Consider the following 20,811-nt stretch of genomic DNA (forward strand, 5'->3'; position numbering starts at 1 on the left):
AAGTGGTAATAGTACTGGCTGTCACTTTTTTAACCAATTTGAGCTAGGGTGGCGGGCAGGTTAACAATAAAGCGAGTGCCCTTGAGGTTAGGGGGTACAGGGCTTTCTACGCTAATGCTGCCGTCTAAATCCTCAACAATGCTGTACACCAGTGATAAGCCTAGGCCGGTGCCGGCACCCGCCTCTTTGGTGGTAAAGAAGGGATCGAAGATTTGCTCTTGCTGTTCGCTGCTAATACCCGAGCCCTGATCGGAGACGCTGATCAGTACCCGTCCCTGTTGCTGTTCGGCGCTGACTAACACGCTGCTATTGGCTGGGCTGGCATCGCGGGCATTGCTTAGCAGGTTAACCATGATTTGCTGCAGCCGCTGGGCGTCGCCTAGCGCATAGAGTTGCTCGGGGCAGTGATTTTGAAAGTCTATGGGCTTGGCCTCGGTATTGAGGGCGAGTAGGTGTATGGCCTCGGCGGCACAGTTGTGTATGTCTACCGCTTCATTTTGATGCTGGGGGTTGTTGCCGGCATGGGCAAAGTTCACCAGGGTTTGCACGATTTTGGAGATACGGTCGGTTTGCTGCAAGATCTCTTGGGCGGTGGCTAGGCTGTCGGGGTTGTCGGTGTCATAGCGCAGGTTTTGCGCTAGGCAGGCGATACCGGTGACGGGGTTGCCTATCTCATGGGCTACCCCAGCGGCCAACCGGCCTATAGAGGCTAGCCGTTCGCTGTGAGTGAGTTCGTGTTCTAGTAGCTGCAGGTCGGTGGCGTCTTCTAACACGATAACCTGGCCATCTTGCTCGGGGTTGGCCTGGGCGCTGGATTTATGCAGATTGACCCAGGTGGCCGCGCCGTTGATTTCTACATATTGTTTATATAGGTGTAATTCCGGTTGCTGGATAAAGCGGTGCAGTAGCGCCCCCCAAGGAGCGGGTAACTTATGTAGCAGTGAGCCGGTGACCGCTTGCGTGTCTATAGTGGTGATGCTGGCTATGCTGTCGTTCCACATTAATATCTCGTGGTCTTGGCTGATAGAGCAAACCCCTACCGGTAAATCTTGTAGGGTTTGACGGTGGTAGCGCCTGAGGCTGTCGAGGTCGGCAGCCAAGCCGGTGAGATTGTGTTTGTGGCCTTCCAGTTGATCTTCAATTAAATTCAAGTCATCACGCTCGCCAAACTCATGCTCGTTGGTGGCTAGCAGTTGAATAATCATATCGTGTGCTACCGCCGGCCCCAGTAGGCTAGAAAGATTGGCCTCTAAACGAAAGCGTAGCCGTCTTAATGCCAGCGGCCGGGTTTCGTAGATAGTAATATCCAATTCTTCTAGTGCTCTATCCACTTCTCGGCTGGCGGTGTGTAGCCCCAGAGCCGCGGCCAGTTTGTCTTTCATTTCCTGTGGGTTTTTGGTGCGCAGCCGCTGCCTAGTCGGGCGATTTAAATCATCGGAGGAGCAAAACTCGGCGGCGGCTATTTCTTCTGGCCTAGTGTAGGTAGCTAAAGACACAGTAATAAAGGTGACGATATTACACAGCAACGACACGATAGTGGAGGCATTCCATAAATCGCCGTAGCTGTAATTAAAATAAAAATGACGAATAAACTCGGGGTTAAACTCGCTCACTATAGGCAGTAGCAGGGTGAAAAACCATACGATAAACCCCGCGGTTAAGCCCGCCAAAAAACCATTGCGGTTGGCTTTTTGCCAATACAGGGCGGCCAGTATGCCGGGTAAAAATTGTAAGCCGGCGATGAGTGAGGCCAGTGATAAACCCGACAGTGATTCATAGCCGACGATTAAGCGGAAAAAAGCATAGCCCGCTAAAATAATCGCCACCATTAACGAGCGACGTATTAACAGTAGCCAGCGGTAAATATCTTTTTTATGGCTGGGTTTATAAAAGGGCAGTACTAAATGTTTTAAGCACATAGAGGCTAGTGCTAGGGTGGTAACGATAATGGCACCGCTGGCGGCAGATAAGCCGGCAATAAAAACCGCCATGGCCAGCCACGTTTGCTTGAGCTCTATGCCTATACCTAGAGGAAAATAATCGGAAGGCAGCACGCTGTCGAGCTTAAAACCCGCCCATAAAATAGGCAGCACCGGTATGCTCATTAGCAGCATCAGCAGGGGCATGCCCCAAATGGCGGTGCGCACTGCTTTAATATTGGGGTTTTCGGCAAAAATCATATGGAATAAGTGAGGCATGGCCACCACTGCGGAAAAGAAAATCAACAGCATGGAGCGGGCAGAGTCTTCCCGCATGGGGGTGTTGAGTAGAGCGAAGGTTTGCGGGTTGTTTAGCAGCCACTGGTCTAGATCGGCAGGGCCATCAAACACATAAAATAACGCGACCCCGCCAGCGGTTAATAGCCCTAGTAATTTAATTAGTGATTCAAAGGCGATGGCGGCGACTAGGCCATTGTGGCGTTCGTGGGTGGTGATGTGGCTGGAGCCAAAAGAAATAGTAAAGGCTGAAATAATTAAACAAAACACTAGGGCCACATTGTTGTGACGGGTTTCATTGCTGAATAGCTGGGTGCTATCGGTGGATAAAATATGCAGGGAGTCGGACACCGCCTGAATTTGCATGGCCAGTAACGGCATTACCGCCAGCAACATAAAGATGGTCATCACCGAGCCTGCCCATTGGCTGTGATAGCGAAAGGTTAAAACATCAGCCAGTGAGCTGTGCATTTGGCTGCGGCAAATACGTAATAAAGGTAGCAACATTAACGGCGCAAAAATAAAAGCGCCTGCTATACCAAAATAGTAAGAGAGAAAGCCGTAGCCGTATTCGTGGGCTAGGCCGATAACCCCATAGATGGCAAAGGCGCTGGCAAACACCCCTAGCGATAGCACGTAGACTAAAGGATGGCGTATGACTTTTTCAGGGATGAGGCCGCGTTCGGCCATGCTGGCAATGGCAAACAACAATAAAAGATAGGCAATGCCAAACAGCGACAGCTGCCATAAATCAATGTTCATTATTGGTGGTGCTCCGCTGACCCCAGTACACAAAAATAATTAAACCCAGCCAGACGATATAAGGCCGGTACCAGGCGCTGTCGGTTTCGGTAATCCACTCATGTATAGATGGCGTAAAAACGATAAGCAGCAAAATCAGTAGCAGCAGGGCGGGGTTAATACGCATAAGGGCTTCGCTGTTGATGGCAGTGGTAAACGTAGTAGCAGAGCTAGTTTATTGGGTTTTGATACTACTCAAGCTCTGCTTAAGATGCAAAGTGCTGCAAACATATTTCATCGATAGCGCTGCAGTGGGGCACGGCGGCCAGCGACCAGTGCGCTATCGCCCAGTGTAAAATCTGTTGGCAGTTCTGCTGCTGTGTTTTGGGTGGTAAAGGCTGGTTTAAAAAAAACAGTGCTTTTAATAAGTTGAGGCAGGCTTGCTGCGTTGCCAATGCCGGGGCAAAGGTTTGCTTGCTGAGTTTGTCGCCCACGCTGTTGGCGATAATGGGGATGTGTACATACTTTGGTGTGGCCAGGGCCAGTTGTTGTTGTAACAATAATTGCCTGGGGGTGGAGTCCAATAAGTCGGAACCGCGCACCACATGGCTGACGCCCTGTAAGGCATCGTCTAACACGACCGCTAATTGGTAGGCAAACAGCTGGTCTTTACGTTGTATCACAAAGTCGCCGACCTCGCTGGCTAAGGCTTGTTGCAAGCGGCCCTGTAGTGGGTCGTCAAAGCCTAGGGTTTGCTCGGTGACGGCCAAGCGCACAGCGCAATGGCTATAGGGTGCTTGCGCTTGGCAATTGCCTCGGTGTATTCCTCGTTGCGCCGCCAATTGGCTGCGGCTGCAACGGCAGTAAAAAGCCTTGTCCTCGGCTAACAGTTGCGCCACCGCATTTTGATAACGTTGTTGCTGCTGGCTTTGCCACAGTACCTCGCCATCCCAGTGAAGTCCGTGGCTTTGCAGGCAGTGCAGTATGCTTTGCGCCGCGCCGGCTTGTTCGCGAGGTGGGTCTAGGTCTTCCATGCGCAGTAACCACAAGCCCTGTTGCGCTTTGGCATCCAAATAGCTGGCTAGGGCGGCGATAAGCGAGCCAATATGTAACGGGCCGGTAGGCGAGGGCGCGAAGCGGCCAATATACGTGGCGGCGCTGTTGGGGGCGGAGTGTAGAGTCATAAGACGCTGTACGATGTAGCTAAAAAATGAGCAATAAAAAAGGCAGTGATAAGCACTGCCTTTTTAGGAGTTGGTTAGGCTTAACCTAACTGCTGTTTTTCTTTGATTTCGTCTAAGGTTTTGCAGTCTATACACATGGTGGCGGTGGGGCGCGCTTCTAAGCGCTTAATGCCTATTTCTACACCACAGGTGTCGCAGTAGCCGTAATCATCAGAGTCGATAAGATCTATGGTCTTATCAATTTTTTTAATCAGTTTGCGCTCGCGATCGCGGGTACGTAATTCTAGGCTGAACTCTTCTTCTTGCGTTGCACGGTCAGCGGGGTCGGGAAAGTTGGCGGCGTCGTCTTTCATATGCGAAACGGTGCGGTCAACTTCTTCCATGAGTTCCGATTTCCACGAAAGCAAGATGCCACGAAAATGCTCGCGCTGGGCTTCGTTCATGTACTCTTCGGTTTTCTTCGGCTTATAAGGCGTGAAGTTTTTAAAATCGCTTGCCGACTGTTGTTTTTTTACTGGCATTACTCAATCCCAATGATGTGCTCAAAAATACCTTGTTAGCATTACCTAGGGTGCGCCTGGGCCGAATAATTTCGCTGCTGACAATGTTCAGACAATGTTTAAGGGGGCAAAAGTACCAGATTAAGTGGTTTTGCGCTAGAGTTTCCTGCTTTGTGCAGCTTGGCGGCTAAAGGCTGTGGTTAAGTTATTGAATTATAACGTATTAATAAATGAGAGTGTCCTATGCAGTGGCCCCTATTACAGCCCGCTTTGTTATTGCGGCGTTATAAGCGTTTTTTAGCCGATGTGCGCCTGCCTAATGGTGAGGAAATTACCGTGCACTGCCCTAATACCGGGGCGATGACTGGCTGTGACCAGCCCGGTAGCCAGGTGTGGTTATCAACGTCGGATAATCCAAAAAGAAAATACCGTCACACATGGGAGCTGGCGCAAACCGCAGCTGGCCATTGGATAGGCATACACTCGGCCAAGGCCAATGCGCTGGTGGTAGAAGCTATAGCGTCGGGGCTGATAGCGCCTTTGCAGGGCTATAGTCAGCTGCGCACCGAGCAAAAGTATGGTGATGAAAAAAGCCGCATTGATATATGGCTGCAAAGTGCTGAGGGTGAGCAGTGTTTTGTGGAGGTGAAAAGCGTCACCTTATTAGCCTGCGCCGACAGCGGTTTGGGGGTGTTTCCCGATGCGGTTAGCGCCCGCGGTAGCAAACATCTGCGGGAGTTAATGATGGTTAAGCAGCAGGGTCATAGAGCGGTGTTGTTGTTTTGTGTGCAGCACAGCGGTATTCGCAGCGTGGCCCCGGCGGATTTAATTGATAGTACTTATGCTGACACGTTTAGAGAAGCGCTGGCGGCAGGGGTAGAGGTGCTGGCCTACCGCGCCGATATTAATGAACGCGAAATAGCCTTGGCTAGGGCTGTGCCGGTTATCGCGCAGCAAGCGTGTTAGCTTCATCGCTGCTAGTGCCGGAGTCGGGTTGCGGCTTTATTTTTTCTAGCAAATAGATGCCTTCTATATAGCAGGGTTGTAATACCATTCCGTGGCGCGGCAGAATTTTAATGGCGTCTAGGCCTGCCATTAATACGCCAGTGCGGGTGTCTAGGGCAATATTGTCGATAGAGCGTAAATCGTGGCAGCGCTGTTTAAGTGTGAGTAGATAATGGCGCTTAGGGCTGGAGTACATCACTAGATTTTGTTGGTCGATATAGGACCAGCCGCTAAGGCGGTAGTCCTGCACTTGTTTGACCGCTTTGACTATAGCGTAGCCACGCTTGGCCGCTGCCTGCTCGGGGCTTAGCGCTAAAAGTGGCGGGGTAGTGCTACAGGCGCTGAGTAACAAAAGAGCGAGCAGGGTGATGTTGCATAGGTATTTCATAGTTGTCCTGTTATTGCGCGTTGGTTTTTATTGCAAACAAGGGGGGTTGGCAGTTGCTGTATAGCATAGCGCAAAAAGACTGGCGGTTTTAACGCGGCGACAGCTGTTGGCTAAGCGCCTCATACAGCGTGTCAGGGTTGATGGGTTTGGTGACGTGGGCATTCATGCCTGCAGCCATAGCTTTATCGGCATCGCCAGACATGGCGTGTGCGGTCATGGCGATTATAGGTATGTTGTTGTGCAGGGTTTGTCGTATATAAGTAGACGCTTGGTAGCCGTCAACATCGGGCATCTCAATATCCATTAAAATCGCATCGTAGTGATTGCCCCGTTCTTGCAGTAAGTTAATGGCTTCTTGGCCATTGTTGGCAAACTGGCAGTTGATACCTTTTTTTCTGAGTATACCGGCAGCGACTTTTTGATTAACGATATTGTCTTCGGCCACTAAAATGTGCAGGCCTTGCAATTGTTTATCATAGCGCTCGCTGCGCAAGCGTTGTTGATCATTAGTGTGTTTTTTAGCCAAGGCAAAGCTTAGCGTTAAGGTAAAGTTGGTGCCCTTATTTAACTCACTGACTACGCCTATATTGCCGCCCATTAATGAGGCCAAGTGTTGCACTATGGTTAGTCCTAGGCCGGTTCCACCAAAGCGCCTAGAGATAGTGCCGTCGGCTTGGCTGAAAGGGTCAAATAACTGTTGTATATAATTGTCACTAATACCCATGCCAGAATCTATGACATTGATTTGTATTTTGGCATGCTGCTTCTCTAGGGCTAATAACTGGGTTTTTACAATAATGTCGCCTTGCTCGGTAAATTTAACGGCATTACTTAGCAAGTTAGTTAAAATTTGTGAGAGGCGTAAGTTGTCGCCAAAGAGTTTTTTGGGAATATGGCTGTCGTGATCAAGTAGTAGTTGTAGTGATTTTTGATCAGTGAGAAAAGAATTGATGCGTATGACTTGATTTAAGCAATCCTCAAAATCAAAATTAGTATTGTTTAAGATGAGTTTTCCCGCGGCAATTTTTGAGTAATCTAAAATGTCGTTAATAATACCCAGCAAGCTGTTAGCGGCAGAGTGTATATGCGTTATAAAGTCGTGTTGTTTTTCATTTAAGGGGGTGTCTTTAACTAAATGTGACAAACCTATGATGGCGTTCATGGGGGTGCGTATCTCATGGCTCATGCGGGCAAGAAAGTCATTCTTTTCATTGTTGGCCTGTTCGGCTTCTATGCGCGCCTTGTCTAAGGCCTGCTGCTGTTTAATGAAATCGCTAATATTAATGATGACGCCTATGAGTCGAGTTGGTTTCCCTTGGCTGTTCCAGCTGGTAAATTTTTTTCTTGAGTAACACCAGATAATAGTATTTTCTTTGGTGATGAAACGAATTTTTGTGTTTTCAAAAGGAAGGTTGTGTTGCAGTAGTTTGTCCAGTTCTGACAAAAACATCGCTTTGTCATCATCATGTATGCGTTTTAGTATGCGGTCTTGGTTGAACTGTATATGGGTTTCTTGGTGGGTGAAGCCAAATAATTTGGAGCAGCCTGGGCTGACGTAAATTTCATCGCTGTCTAGTTGCCACTCCCAAATGCCATTTTGCGAGGCCTCCATGGCCATGCTAAAGCGTTGCTCGCTGTTGAGCAGCCGGTAGTAAATGTCCTGTCTATCGTGTGTCATACAAATGGCGTCACCTATAGCTTGCACCACTTGTTCATGTTCTTTAGTCCATTCATGGCTGCGGGTTAGGCAGTCTACTGCGATATAAGCCGGTATCCCCTCTATGCCAAATAAGGGCATCATTAAGGTGGCCTGTATCGGGTCTTCATGCAGTACGAGATTTTTTTTGGCGGCAAGGCTTTTAATCTTCCCCTCCATATTGTTAATAGCTTGCGGCTTACCTAACATTAAAATATGTTCTGGCGGCAGATTACTTAAATCAATTTCAGCGCCAACCGTGTCTTTAATGCTGGCTATGCCGGGTTCGCAATATTGGTAGCTCAATTTATAAATGCCGGAGTTTTCTTTCCTGTGGCGTATAAAAATACGCTCAGCATTAACATAGCGACATAGCGCTTTAAGTACTTGGTTAACGGCGGACTCTATGGGGTAGTTGCTGCGATAGAGCTTATCAATTTGTGTGGTTAGCCATTGTTCTTGTGATATTTTTGTCTGTAAGATTTTTTTATCACTAATTTGATCTATCACGGCAAAGATAGTATCACCTACCGATAAAAGGGTGGTTTCTATAAGTTCAAGCTTGGGTATTTCGTGTTGTTTGTCCCAGTCTAAAATAATAATGGCTGATTCGCCGTTGGGTCGCTTAAATTTTATGGAATACAGGCCTTTTATTGCTATGGACTGCAAGATGCTCATATGCTCTTTGTTGTTAAGCAGCTGCTGTGGCGCTGAATCTAGAGACGAAAAAAATAAGGTTTTTTTCGTTTTAAGTATTTGGTAGATATCATCGTGTAGTTGAGTTACTTTTTTGGCGTCATGCTGCTGATAAACGTTTTTGACCATGGCGTCATCAGCGGACTCGGTGGTGATGATGGCGTTATCTAACGATATGATAACCCCCGAAGCGTTCACATGCTTAAGCAGTTCGCCCAAGATGTGCTGTATGGTTTCCATGTCGGGTGAAATATGTAATTTTTGCAGTATGTTAATTAACCACTGTGAGTCAATGGTTTTAGTTTGTAGCTGGGTGATATCGGTATAGCCTATTAATACGGTATCAGGCTTTTGCTCGGTATTGTGGTGAATGATAGTCGGTGTGCATGAAAAAAACTTACGGCTGCCGTCAGCTGCTATCCATTCCATTACCAAGGGCGTTAGGTTGCCCTGTTCAAAAATAGTCTGCCACCATTGCTGGTCAAATAACTGTGGGTTTAGTGGCGTATTGGCGGGTAGATTGAACATGCTGGCCATGTTTGAACCAAAGGTATATAAGCTGCGCTGGTGGTTTAATAGTGCGTAACTCACTCCGGTGTTATGGATAAGCTGTTGCAGCAGCACCAAACCTTCTCTATCTATATTGTCTTTGATTATTCTATTGCAGGCCGAGAAAAAGGGTTGCGATAGTCTTTCTAACATTCTTATATCTATATCGCGCCAGTGGTGGCTTCTACCTTGGCTGTGTAGCTCTAGCAGGCCTTGAACTCTTTCCTCAAACATCAGCGGTACTTGAATGGAGGAAGGTTGGTTTAGCTTTTGATAAAAGCTAAGATCTTGAGTGTATTGCTTTGGGATATCGTCTAGAGCGTTGAGTATTAGTGTCTGCCCTGTGAGTAATTGCTGCCAGCTCCATGGGTACTCGTCAATACTGTAATCACAGAGTAATTTTTCATGGCTGTTAACAACGGGATAGCAAACCGTCATAGCAACATATTGTGCATCATGTTGATAGATAGACAGTGTGGCGCCATCGGCATGAAGGTAGTTGACGACGTTGCCCAGTAGTAGGTCTAGCTGCTCTATATGGATGGCACTACTACAACTGTCTAGCCATGCGGCTAATTCTTGCTCTTCATTATTCGGTAGCTCAGACAGGCGTTGCTGCAGCGCGGTTTTTTCGACGCTGAGCTTGGCGACTTGTTCACGTAATCGCTTAAGTTCTTGACTGTCCATATAGTTTTAGTCGCCAGATAATACGGTGGTTGAAGGCGGTATTGCTAGTCGTTTATGCAGTGTTTCGGCATAGTGTATGCAGTGTTTGATAGAGTAAGTCTGGATTTATGGGTTTATGTATATGGGCGTTCATGCCAGCGTCCAAACATTTGTTGCGGTCGCTGCTCATAGCATGTGCGGTCATGGCGATAATGGGTATGCTCAAATGCAGTTGCTGGCGTATGAAATGGGTTGCTTGGTAGCCGTCAATTTTCGGCATTTCTATATCCATCAGTACTGCGTCAAAGTCTTTGCTGCGCTCCATTAAAATATCTATGGCTTCTTGGCCATTGTTAACAATGGTGGTGGAAATATTTTTCTTTTTTAATATGCCTACGGCGACTTTTTGGTTAACAATATTGTCTTCTACTAATAGCACTCTAAGGCCGTTAAGGCCTGATGAATTGGCGTCGGAGGTGTCTAGATGAATCGGTGTCGTGTGTCGTACTTGTTGATAGAGCTGATTGACGCTGTTATATAACTTTGACGGGCTAACAGGCTTACTTAAGAATCCTGCTATGTTGCGACTAAGGTCATTGTTCATGACTTCCTCGCGGTCGCAGGAAGAGATCATAATAACGGTTGGTGCATAATTGATACTTTGGTCGTGTTTGATGAGCTGAGCGGCTTGCAAGCCGTCAATGCCAGGCATGCGGTAATCCATTAATACTAAGTCGAAGTTTTCTTCTGATTTTTGATTTTTTAGTATTGCAATGGCCTGCTGTGCACTGTCGGCCTCTTCTACTGATAGCTTGAGTGTGCGTGCTATATTACATATGGCTTGCCTAGCTTGGCTGTTATCATCGACTACTAGAGTACGCAACTGTTTTAATTTCGGCAGCTGTTGTGAGCTGAGGTTAATGACCTTGAGTTGTAGGGAAAACCGAAACTCGGTGCCTGCACCGGACTGACTTTTTACTTTGATGCTACTGTCCATTAGTTCGACTAAGCGTTTGACTATGCTTAGGCCTAATCCGGTGCCGCCAAACTCTCTGGATATGCTGCCGTCAGCTTGTGAAAATGGCTGAAATAGGTTTTTTATTTGTTGCTGATTCATGCCTATACCCTTATCCCGAATCAAAAAACATAGCTGCGTATAGGGTGCTTTATTTTGCGCTTTAACCTGCAAGATGATATTGCCTTTAGGGGTAAATTTAACAGCATTGCTGAGCAGGTTGGTTAAAACTTGGTTGATACGTAAAGAGTCACCTATTAAGTATTGTGGGACGTTGTCGGCTATATCTAAAATTAATTCCTGTTGGCGGTCACTGTCGTGGAAGGTGGCAACATGTACGGCTTGATCTAGTAGTGTGTATAGATCAAATTCGGTGGCTTCTAGCTCTAGCTTGCCTGATTCTATTTTTGAAAAATCCAGTATGTCATTGATAATGGCTAAAAGATTTTGTGCCGCTTGGTCTATATGATCGATTTGTTCCTGTTGCGCTTCAGTTAACCTGGTGTCTTGAATAAGATGACTCATGCCAATAATGGCATTCATAGGGGTGCGTATTTCGTGGCTCATGCGTGCTAAAAATTCACTTTTCGCAGCATTGGCAGTCTCAGCTTCTATGCGTGCTTTTTTTAGCGCGGTTTGTTTTTCTATTTGGCTACTAATGTCGCTGTAACCTACGAGTAATGTTTCTACCCGACCATTCTTGTGGTGGCTGTTGGGCACGTAGGTCGCCATGACCCACATAGGGTGATTGTCACAGGTGCGAACTTTTAGGGTTTGTGATTGTTTTTTACCGCTGGCAAAGACCTGATTGCGCATGTCTATGTCTTTTTTGCTGACCGCTTTGTTCCATAGTAAATAATTATTTACCCAAGTAGGTGTGAGCTCTTGGCTGCTGGGGTAGCCCAGCATGATGGCAGTGGAGGTGCTGAAGAAAAACTCGGATAAATCTTGATTAATTATGCAGTAGCCTACGTTAGTGCTTTCCATGACTAGCTGTAGTGTAGCCAATGATTCTTGGCGGCGACGTTGCAATTGTAGTTGTTCATAGGCGGTATATAACAGCGGCAACACCTTTTTAATTTGTTCTATTTCTTTAGTTAGCCATTGGTGCCGACGGTCAGTGGTATATAAATCTACCACTGCGCTGATTTGACCCTTGTGGTGCAGCGGTAAAATGACGTAGGAGTAGTTTTTGCTATCACGTAGTAGTTGCTGGTCTAGCTTGGCTTCTGTAGGCAGATGCTCAATGTCGTTAATGATGACAGGTTTGTTATTGATAACTTGCTGGTAAGTCCAGGGAAAACTTTGTAAATCAATAGGCGTCTGCGCAAGTTGATCTTCAGCTATAGTGGGGTAGCAGCAGGTTACTTTTATGCCGTGCTTGGTGGCATTGTCGGGTATCAGTAAATTCATGCCGTCTACATCGATAAGCTGACATAGCTCGCGCATGCAGTGTTCTATGTTTTCTATACTGGTGGTTTTAGACAGCTGTTGGCTGTAATTGCTTAACCATTCTGTAAAGCTATTGCTCTCTAATAATTGTAAGCCCTGAAACAGTATATGTGCGGCTATAGACGCCAGCTCTATATCGGCGCTAGGCCACTGCTTAGGTTTTTGGTCGCTGTGTAAATCCACTACGGCTTGTAGTTTGCCGTGATGCATTACGGGTATAGAGAGTAGGCTTGGTTGGCTTTGCTGTGTTAATCCTTGCCGCTCTGAGCTGTCGCTGGGTAAATTATTGAGGTTATTGATGACTACGTTTTGCCCTGCCAACAACTGCTGGGTGATATAGGGGTAGCGTTTGTTGGGAGTATTGCTGCGGTGTTCTTCATTGCTGTTGATAATGGGGTATGACAGCAGCGGGTGAAAGATTTTTTTATCGCCATCATAGAGGCACAGCGCCACGCTGCTAACCTGGATATGAGCTGCCAGCTCCGCCATGATTTGCAACAGGTTTTGGGCGTTGAGCCGATCGTGATTAATTAGCTGAAACCATTGGCTGCTTAAGGCTCGGTGGTCGCTAGTGCGCAGGCGAGCTAGCTCGGCTTTAAGTTGTTGAACTTCGGCGCTTAGGTCTGCATAAGAGGGTTGTTGACTCATAAGATAAGCTACGGCAAGTGGTAGTCACTTATAGTATGGCTTACAAAAGGAGGTTTTGCTGGCAAATACAGGCCCAGATTCTCTGGACCTGACAGTTTGGCTTAGCCGTGGTTGCTGAGCAGCTGCTGGTGTTGGCTGGCGTTGAGGCGGGGGCCGTAGTGGCTAACCACCTCGGCCGCAGCGCGGCAGGCGAGTTGACCGGCTTGGCTAAAGCTCTGGCCCTGGCTGAGGGCATATAAGAAGGCACCGGCAAACATATCGCCTGCGCCATTGCTGTCTACCGCTGTAACGGGATGGCCAGCTATTTCTATGAGCTGCTCGCCATCAAACAGTAGCGCGCCTTTGGCGCCTAAGGTAACGACAAATTGCTTGGCCAAGGTTTTTAGGGTGGCGACCGCTTCAGCTAGGTTGTTGCTGTTGCCCCAGCCCATGGCTTCGGCCTCATTGCAAAACAGCAAGTCTACGCCATCGCCTATCATTGCGATTAAGCCCTCTTTAAAAAACTGCACCATGCCGGGGTCGGACAGGCTGATGGCGGTTTTAACCTGATGTTGCTCGGCAATCTCCCTCGCTTTGATCGCGGCGGCGCGGCCAGTAGCAGAGGTAACAAGATAGCCTTCGTAATACAGGTATTCAGAATTGGCGATGGCGTCGGCATTAAGCTCTTGCTCAGACAAGGTTTCGCTAATCCCTAAAAAGGTATTCATGCTGCGCTCAGCATCGGGGGTAATAAGCACCAAACATTTACCGGTAATTCCCTCGGGCTTGACGCTAGCAAAGTCGCTATCGACTTGCGCGGCTTTTAAGTCATCTAGATAAAACTGGCCGTTGTCGTCGTTGGCGACCTTGCAGCTGTAGTAATTACGGGCACCAAAATAACTGGCGGCGATAATAGTGTTGCAGGCCGAACCGCCGCAGGCGCGTTTAGAATGCACTAAATGGCCTTGCAAGTGGCTGAGTAATTCATGCTGCCTGGCCTCATCCACTAAGGTCATCAGGCCTTTATCCACAGCCATGGCGCTTAGCTCTTGGTCTTGCACTTCTATTTCTGTGTCTACCAAGGCCGCGCCTAGGCCGTAAATGTGGTATTGCTTCATGGCTGAATTCCTGTGCTGTGTATGGGGCTGCAATGTCATGGTGGGCTATTATCCCGGTTGTGATGTGCTTTGCAATGTCGCTTAAAGAATTAATGGTCGGCGTGATAGACTCTCGCCATGACAAAAAAAGACAAAACCAGCCGCCCTCGTAGTAGCAAAAAAACCTCAGCAAAATTCCCTTGGTGGAAATTAATCGCCAGCCTTAGCGTGTTGTTGGCGGTTGTTTTTATTATGCTCGATGCCAATGTGCGTTACGGTTTAAACGAGCGCCAGTGGCAATCTCCGGCGCGGGTATACAGCCGAGCATTAACCCTGCGGGCCGGGCAATTTTTGCAAGCGGATGATTTGCGTTATGAATTGACCTTATTAGGTTATCAATTAAACAGTGATGGCCGCCGCCCCGGTAGTTATTGGCAGCAGGGTCAGCATTTTAGCGTGGTGACGCGCGGCAATGGCGAACAACCCTCGCAACGCTTTCAGCTGCAACTGGTGAATGAGCGGGTGACGGGCTTACGTTCGGCCTGGGGCAGTGCCCTAGATCAAGTCAGCTTAGAGCCGGTAGAAATAGGCAGCATATACGCCAGCCATAAAGAAGATCGCCTACTGGTACAGTTAGAAGAAGTGCCGCTAAGCCTGCGGGAAATTTTATTATTAGTAGAAGATAGAGATTTTTATAGCCACTGGGGTTTGTCGCCCAAGGCTATAGCCCGCGCATTAATCGCCAATATCAAAGCCGGCCGCACGGTGCAGGGCGGCAGTACCATTACCCAGCAGCTGGTTAAAAATGTTTTTCTCAGCCGCAGCCGCAGTTTGTGGCGCAAGGCCACCGAAGCGGTGATGACCTTATTGGTAGAGCTGCATTACAGCAAAGATAAAATTTTAGAATCCTATATTAATGAGATCTATTTAGGGCAAGAAGGCCCGCGCGCAATTCACGGTTTTGCCTTGGCTAGTCAGCATTATTTTAATCGCCCCTTATATGAATTAAACCCCGGCCAAATAGCGTTGTTAGTGGGCATAGTTAAAGGGCCATCCTATTACGACCCTTGGCGGCATCCCGAGCGCGCCGAAGCACGCCGCGATGTGGTGCTAAAGCTGATGGCCCAGCACCAATTAATTACCCCACAGCAAAGTGATTTTTATCAAATAAATAGTTTGGGCTTGGCCAAGCCCAGCGCTGTGGCGGTGGTGTTTCCCGCCTATTTAGATTTAGTACGTAGGCAGCTGCGTAGGGATTACAGCGAGCAAGAGTTGCAAACCCAAGGCTTGCAGATATACACCGCTTTTGATCCCATCGTGCAGCGCCACGCCGAGCAAAGCCTAAGCGCCGTGGTAAAAACGCTGGATGAGAGCACCGAGGGTGCGGTGGTGGTGAGCGATGTTAACAGTGGCGATATAGTCGCGTTGGTGGGCGGCCGCGAAATGCGCTATGCCGGTTTTAACCGCGCCTTGGATGCGGTGCGGCCTATAGGCTCGCTAATTAAACCGGCAGTGTATTTGACCGCACTGGAACAACCCAAACGTTACACGTTAGTAACGCCTATAAGTGATAGCCCGGTAGCGGTTGAAGGCGGTGATGGCAGCCTGTGGCAGCCACAAAACTTTGATAGGAAAAGCCACGGTTCAGTGTTGCTGCATAACGCCTTGGCGCAATCCTACAATCAGGCGACCGCCCGTTTGGGCATGCAGCTGGGCATAGAGCCGGTGCTGAATATGGTTGAACGTTTAGGGGTAAGCCGCAAGCTGCCCGCGGTGCCTGCCTTATTATTGGGTGCGGGTGAGTTGTCGCCTTTAGAGGTGGCGCAAATGTATCAAACCATAGCCAGCCACGGGGTGAGTCGACCGTTGCGGGCCATTACCCAAATCAGTGATCAGCAGGGCAAAACCTTAGCGCGTTATCCGGTGCAGTCACAGCCCGTGGTTGATGCCGCGGTGATGCACCTATTGCACTACTCGATGATGGAAGTGGTGCGTGAAGGCACTGGCAAAACCGTATACCAGCGTCTGCGGGAAGATTTTGCCGTGGCGGGTAAAACCGGCAGTACCAATGATTTGCGCGACTCTTGGTTTGCCGGTTTTGCTGGTGATTATTTAGCAGTGGTGTGGATGGGCCGCGACGATAACCAAAGTGCGGGTATAACCGGTGCCGGTGGTGCGTTAAAAGTCTGGCGTGAATTATTTGCCCGCGTCAGTCGGCAGCCTATTAATTTAGAGCCCCCCGCGGGGGTGACCTACCACTGGGTGGACAGCGACAGCGGCCTACTGAGCAGTGGCCCCTGCGATAATGCCCGCTACGTGCCTTTTTTACAGGGTAGTGCGCCACAGCAAAAAGCCCCTTGCAGCACCAGTGTTAAGGGTGTGTTGCAATGGTTTAGGGAGTTGTTTTAACAAGTGGATTAGGGGCACTAGTGTCCCTAAATATTAGATGCATGGTGCATGGTGCATGGTGACTGTTCGATTGGGCTCGGTTAGCTTAATCGCTGCTTTCGAGACATGACTCCGGTATTGATTGCCGTGACACGCCGTAAATACATCCCTGTACCCAAAGCACTCGTGGTGCTCGTGGGGCAGGCTCCGCGCCAGCATCCATGCTGGCGAAGGTCACAACAATCAACACCGAAGTCATGCTTCCATAATTTGTGGGGCAGCAGTGAATTAGGCGGGATCTATTTCCACGATTAAATCGTCAGAAATACCTTCTAGCTTGCTACGTAAATGACCCTTGCCCAAGGTTGGCGGCAAGGTGGCGCTGCCTTCCATAGTAAACAGTAGACCGCCTGACCAAGGGGCGTGGCTGATATAGGTATTTAAACTTTCTATATTGGCACCGCAGTTGGCCATCAGTGACGATAGCTCTTTCACTATGCCGGGCCTGTCGTCGCCGGTAACTTTAAAATTAACCGGGAATAATTCTTCGTTGCTTACGCCAGCGTGATTGGCGTTGAGCGTGTAAGTAATGCCTTTTACGGCTAAGCCTTGTAAGGAGTTTTCTAAATCGTCTACTGCATCTTCATTAATTTCTATACGGACTATGCCGGTAAACTGGCCGCCTAAACGCGTTAAACGGCTTTCTAGCCAATTACCCTGTTGCTGAGCTATCACTTCAGAAAGGGCGTCGACGATGCCGGGCCGGTCTTCGGCGATGAAACTCATAATCAATGACTGCTGCATGGCGACCTCTACGGCATTGTTGTTAGTGCTAGTAGTTACAGTTAGTGGTAAGTAGTTACTGTTACTACTCACTGTAATGGCAGTTGCGGCATCGCGCCAGTATTTAAGCGTGATGCCGCTGGCAACACTGTGTTTCTATAATGATTATTTAAGCAAACACAATATGGCCAAAGGTGGCTGGCACATGAAAGTTGAGCTCGGGCACGGGCTGCCAAGAGGCCCAGTGTGGCTGTGAGGTTTCGTCGCCACATTTAAATAAATTGCAGCGCCATTGCTGGCCTTTAATGCTGCCTAGGTCGCCTACGTAGTGGGCCAATAAACTAAAGGGCACAAAAAATTGCAGCGTCCACTCAGTAGCCTCGGTTAGCTCGGGCTCTACCACCTGCGGCAGGCTGCTGACTATCTTGACTTGCTGTCCCTGTTGCGGTGTGATTTCAACAAACTCTTTAAAGCCGCCGGGGGCACGCTCAGCATCGGTGATGTAATAACTTAATAGGGTGGTGTTGCCGCTGATTTCAAAATTCATATAGCCACGATCACTCTTAGGCTGAAAATAAATTTCTACGCAGCTGTCTTTGCATACCAAGCTTTGAAACTGTTGTTGCACACAGCGCACATAGCGATCTTGCACCTGAAAAATACCGTGTATGCCCTCGTCGCTGTATAGCAACTTGGCTTGGGTGATGGGGCGGTGATCTGAGCTTTCTTCGCGGAAATGATTAATCGGAATCACCGCCGCTGCTTGCCAGAGTGGGTCTTGCCAGTTGGCGGTTAGCGTGGGTGCTACTGCCGAGTAGTTAACGTTGTAGTGTGACATGGTAAATCCTATAAGTGAGTTATGTCATTGACTGATGCGGTGTAACCGCCGTTAGGGTGGGGGGCAAGTTGTAACTGTTGATTAATGCACAGGGGGATTTGTTCAGCCTCGTGGCTAACATATAAAATATGGCTGCGGCCGCTGTTGGCTATGTGGTCGACTATGCGTAAAATTTGCTGCCTGTGGGCGCTGTCCAAACCTAAGCAGGGCTCATCTAATATTAATATTAACGGGCTTTTCACCATGGCTCTGGCTAATAGCACTAAGCGTTGTTGGCCAAAGGAGAGTTGCTCAAATCGGCTCTTGGCTAAATGATCTAGACCAATAAAATGTAGCCATTGCCTGACTATGTCTTTTTGTTTGCCAGCGCAATTATCATAAAGGCCTACGGTATCAAATAAACCGGAGGCCACTACCTCGGTGACGCGCATACGGCTAACGTGGTTAAGCTGTAGCTGGGTGTTGACCAGGCCAAACTTTTGTTTGATTTCCCAAATACTTTCGCCGCTGCCGCGTTTGCGGCCAAATAGGGAAATGTTTTGGCCATAGGCTTTGTGGTTGTCACCGCAAATCATACTGAGCAGGGTAGATTTTCCGGCGCCATTGGGGCCGCTGATATGGCAATGCTGGCCGGGCTGTAATTGCCAATTAATGTCGGTGAGCACCGCTTGCTCGTGGTAGCTGACATTGACCTGCTGTAAATCTAATAAAGGCTGTGAGTTGTCTATGTGGTAGTTGCGTTTTGCGGCAGGGGGCAGTTCCGCTAAGGCGTCGCTGTTGGCGGCCTGAGCCTGGTTAAGTTGGGCCAGTACTTGTTCGCGTTCGCCCTGCAGTATTAGCCGACCTTGTTCCAGTACTAGCACATGGCTAATGGCCTGTGGCAGCCGTTCAGGGCTTTGTAGCAGTAGCATAATATTAATGCGGCTGTGTAAGGCTTGGTCTAATAGGCTTTGTAAATCTTGCTGCGACTGTGCATCTAGACCCTCGAAGGGGTTGTCGATAATTAATACTTTAGGTTCGGTGTACAGCGCTTTTGCCAGCATCACCTTGCGGCTTTCGCCGGTGGAAATATAGCGTATGCCGTGATCTAAAATATGGCTGATGTGGCAAAGCTCAATCAGTTGCTGAAAGCGTGGGCAGGGAGCCTGATTGTGTACAGAGCGGCCTTGTAAAATAAAGTTGTCCACCCGGGTGCCTATATCATGGGCGTCTTCGCGCTCGTTGCTGTTGTCGTAGCGCTTGTCGTGGTCTATCAGTTGTTTGTGTAATTCAAAGCTTAATTGCACTATGTCGTGCTTGGGGTCTAGCTGCTCGGTATGCTGGTAATGGCCTTTGAGGGCTTTCAGCTTGAGGCTGAGAGCGTCGGCCAGTGCGCTTTTGCCGGCACCGTTGTCACCTATTACCGCCCATTGCTGCCCCTCCTGCCATTGCCAGTTAATATCTTGCAACACCGGCTCAGTTTTATAGGCAGCGTAAAAGTTTTGGAATTGAAAGAGTGTGGGCTTGCTCATGTGGTGGTAAAGCTTACGGCGGTTGTGGGTGAGTACCGGCAAAGCTTAACGGCTTTTATAATGCTAAGCCAGCGCTTATGATGGTGAAGGTAATAACTAAGCCGGTAGGGTTATGCAGAGTTTAATTAAACGTTTACAGCAGTATCGCGCCCATAAAAAATGGTATCGCCGTTACTGTTATCGCTCGGCAGTAGCCATTATTTTACGGCAGGGCGAGCAGGGCCTAGAGGCCTTAATGATACAGCGCGCCGAGCGCGAAAATGACCCTTGGTCGGGGCAGATGGGTTTTCCCGGCGGCCGTATGGAAAAATACGATGGCGGCGGCATGGCGACCGCACAGCGGGAAACCCACGAGGAGATAGGATTACCTAGCAATGCTTATAGTGATTGCATAGGTCGCCTGCCAGACATTATCGCCACACCAAAAAAGCATCTGCGCCCTATGGTGATTAGCTGCTATGTATTTATGCTTGAGGATGAGCCGGACTTACAATTAAATTACGAGGTGGCGTCAGTGGTTTGGTTGCCATTAAATTATTTAGCGAATAAAAATAATCGTCAGGCTATGCAGTGGCAGCGCGGTAAACAAACCGTAGACCTGCCCTGTTATTTGTACCAAGGCAAACGGGTGTGGGGTTTATCATTGAAAATGTTAGATGAATTAATGCGAGTTGCTAGTCGCTAGTCGCTAGTCGCTAGAAAAAGATTTTTAGAGACTAGAGACTAGAGACTGCTACTCTAGCGACTGTAGGGTATTTTTCATTAGGTCTTTCAGAGCCTTCTGTGGTTTGGCGGCTTCTATCAGTTTTTTGTCGTCAATTTTATTATTGATATAAGCTTCCAATACTTCTATGCGCACGGGATTCATTTTTTCATCTTGCCACTGCCAGCGTGGGCCGTTGATGATATTACCGGTAATAAAACCGTGCTCATTTTTGAGCCAGTAGACGCCGCAGTTGGAGAGGCTGTAATCACCTAGCCGGCCATAACTAAAGCTGGGGGTGTTGGGGTTAAAGCCATCATCGGGTACTTCGGTGATTTTATGCAGAGCTAATACCCATTCGCTATGTTCGGGGAAACCGTAAATATTCGGTCGGCAGAGTTTGCCGGTATCGCCCCATAGTCGTATCACCTCTAAAAATTCTTTGCCTTTGAGTATTTTGCTGATTTCAAAGTCGGCGGCATTGCCTTTGTGCGCTAACACTTTACCGCTCACGATAAGGTCGGCGTTGTTCGCGGCTTTGGTGAAGGAGCCCTGCCATAAGCATTGGCAGGCGAGGCTGGCCTGGCTGCTAAGTAATAAAAGTGTGAGTAGGATTAACTGTTTAAACATGGTTAAGTCTTTTGACTAGTCGTTTTTTAGCTTTGCTGGGTAAACCTACTAAGCGGTGACTGGCAACTATGCGTTGTTATTAAATTGGTGTTAAGGGTTAGCGAGCTATAGTAATAGATATTGGGC

The 20,811-nt window shown here is 48.4% G+C and carries 15 protein-coding genes; 3 read left to right on the forward strand and 12 right to left on the reverse strand.

The window, feature by feature from the left end:
- Positions 1-29: 29 nt before the first annotated feature.
- The 4 genes from B067_RS0109205 to dksA all read right to left on the reverse strand — a co-directional run bounded on the left by B067_RS0109205 (position 30) and on the right by dksA (position 4,662).
- A complete protein-coding gene (locus tag B067_RS0109205; RefSeq protein ID WP_019529792.1) occupies positions 30-2,978 on the reverse strand; it encodes a sensor histidine kinase in 2,949 nt (982 codons plus the stop codon).
- Positions 2,968-3,144, reverse strand: a complete 177-nt coding sequence (locus B067_RS21955; RefSeq protein WP_019529793.1) for a hypothetical protein — start codon at positions 3,142-3,144, stop codon at positions 2,968-2,970. The genes B067_RS0109205 and B067_RS21955 overlap by 11 nt, the downstream gene beginning before the upstream one ends.
- A 79-nt stretch (positions 3,145-3,223) precedes the next feature.
- Positions 3,224-4,141: a tRNA glutamyl-Q(34) synthetase GluQRS gene (gene gluQRS / locus B067_RS0109215; protein WP_019529794.1), complete on the reverse strand. Its 918-nt coding sequence runs from the start codon at positions 4,139-4,141 to the stop codon at positions 3,224-3,226.
- An 80-nt stretch (positions 4,142-4,221) separates the two neighbouring features.
- Positions 4,222-4,662: an RNA polymerase-binding protein DksA gene (dksA, locus tag B067_RS0109220; RefSeq protein WP_019529795.1), complete on the reverse strand. Its 441-nt coding sequence runs from the start codon at positions 4,660-4,662 to the stop codon at positions 4,222-4,224.
- A gap of 222 nt (positions 4,663-4,884) precedes the next feature.
- Here dksA and sfsA point away from each other — a divergent pair, with 222 nt between their 5' ends.
- Positions 4,885-5,607 (forward strand): DNA/RNA nuclease SfsA, encoded by a 723-nt coding sequence (gene sfsA, locus B067_RS0109225; RefSeq protein ID WP_019529796.1) that lies wholly within the window; start codon positions 4,885-4,887, stop codon positions 5,605-5,607.
- On the opposite strand, the gene B067_RS0109230 is transcribed toward sfsA, so the two are convergent.
- The 4 genes from B067_RS0109230 to B067_RS0109245 all read right to left on the reverse strand — a co-directional run bounded on the left by B067_RS0109230 (position 5,585) and on the right by B067_RS0109245 (position 13,853).
- On the reverse strand, positions 5,585-6,034 hold the full coding sequence (locus tag B067_RS0109230) for a DUF6491 family protein (protein ID WP_019529797.1): 450 nt from the start codon (positions 6,032-6,034) through the stop codon (positions 5,585-5,587). The two genes, sfsA and B067_RS0109230, sit on opposite strands and share 23 nt — an antisense overlap.
- A gap of 88 nt (positions 6,035-6,122) precedes the next feature.
- Positions 6,123-9,662, reverse strand: a complete 3,540-nt coding sequence (locus B067_RS21225) for a response regulator (protein WP_019529798.1) — start codon at positions 9,660-9,662, stop codon at positions 6,123-6,125.
- Between the two features lie 52 nt (positions 9,663-9,714).
- Positions 9,715-12,756: a GAF domain-containing hybrid sensor histidine kinase/response regulator gene (locus B067_RS21230; protein ID WP_019529799.1), complete on the reverse strand. Its 3,042-nt coding sequence runs from the start codon at positions 12,754-12,756 to the stop codon at positions 9,715-9,717.
- Positions 12,757-12,857: 101 nt separating this feature from the next.
- On the reverse strand, positions 12,858-13,853 hold the full coding sequence (locus B067_RS0109245) for an adenosine kinase (RefSeq protein WP_019529800.1): 996 nt from the start codon (positions 13,851-13,853) through the stop codon (positions 12,858-12,860).
- Between the two features lie 117 nt (positions 13,854-13,970).
- Here B067_RS0109245 and mrcB point away from each other — a divergent pair, with 117 nt between their 5' ends.
- Positions 13,971-16,241 carry a penicillin-binding protein 1B gene (gene mrcB, locus B067_RS0109250; protein WP_019529801.1) on the forward strand — a complete coding sequence of 757 codons (2,271 nt, stop codon included), beginning with the start codon at positions 13,971-13,973 and terminating at the stop codon, positions 16,239-16,241.
- A 267-nt stretch (positions 16,242-16,508) separates the two neighbouring features.
- Here mrcB and B067_RS0109255 read toward each other — a convergent pair whose 3' ends face one another.
- The 3 genes from B067_RS0109255 to B067_RS0109265 all read right to left on the reverse strand — a co-directional run bounded on the left by B067_RS0109255 (position 16,509) and on the right by B067_RS0109265 (position 19,352).
- Positions 16,509-17,024 carry a glycine cleavage system transcriptional repressor gene (locus tag B067_RS0109255; protein ID WP_026244543.1) on the reverse strand — a complete coding sequence of 172 codons (516 nt, stop codon included), beginning with the start codon at positions 17,022-17,024 and terminating at the stop codon, positions 16,509-16,511.
- A 148-nt stretch (positions 17,025-17,172) separates the two neighbouring features.
- Positions 17,173-17,841 (reverse strand): carbohydrate-binding family 9-like protein, encoded by a 669-nt coding sequence (locus B067_RS0109260; protein ID WP_019529803.1) that lies wholly within the window; start codon positions 17,839-17,841, stop codon positions 17,173-17,175.
- An 8-nt stretch (positions 17,842-17,849) separates the two neighbouring features.
- Entirely contained in the window at positions 17,850-19,352 is a 1,503-nt protein-coding gene (locus tag B067_RS0109265) for an ATP-binding cassette domain-containing protein (protein WP_019529804.1), read from the reverse strand.
- A gap of 112 nt (positions 19,353-19,464) precedes the next feature.
- On the opposite strand from B067_RS0109265, the gene B067_RS0109270 reads away from it, so the two are divergent.
- On the forward strand, positions 19,465-20,037 hold the full coding sequence (locus B067_RS0109270) for an NUDIX hydrolase (protein WP_019529805.1): 573 nt from the start codon (positions 19,465-19,467) through the stop codon (positions 20,035-20,037).
- Between the two features lie 48 nt (positions 20,038-20,085).
- Here the strand turns inward: B067_RS0109270 and B067_RS0109275 are convergent, their stop codons facing one another.
- On the reverse strand, positions 20,086-20,685 hold the full coding sequence (locus B067_RS0109275; RefSeq protein ID WP_019529806.1) for a hypothetical protein: 600 nt from the start codon (positions 20,683-20,685) through the stop codon (positions 20,086-20,088).
- Between the last annotated feature and the right edge of the window lie 126 nt (positions 20,686-20,811).

The organism is Dasania marina DSM 21967 (assembly GCF_000373485.1).
GTDB lineage: Bacteria > Pseudomonadota > Gammaproteobacteria > Pseudomonadales > Dasaniaceae > Dasania > Dasania marina.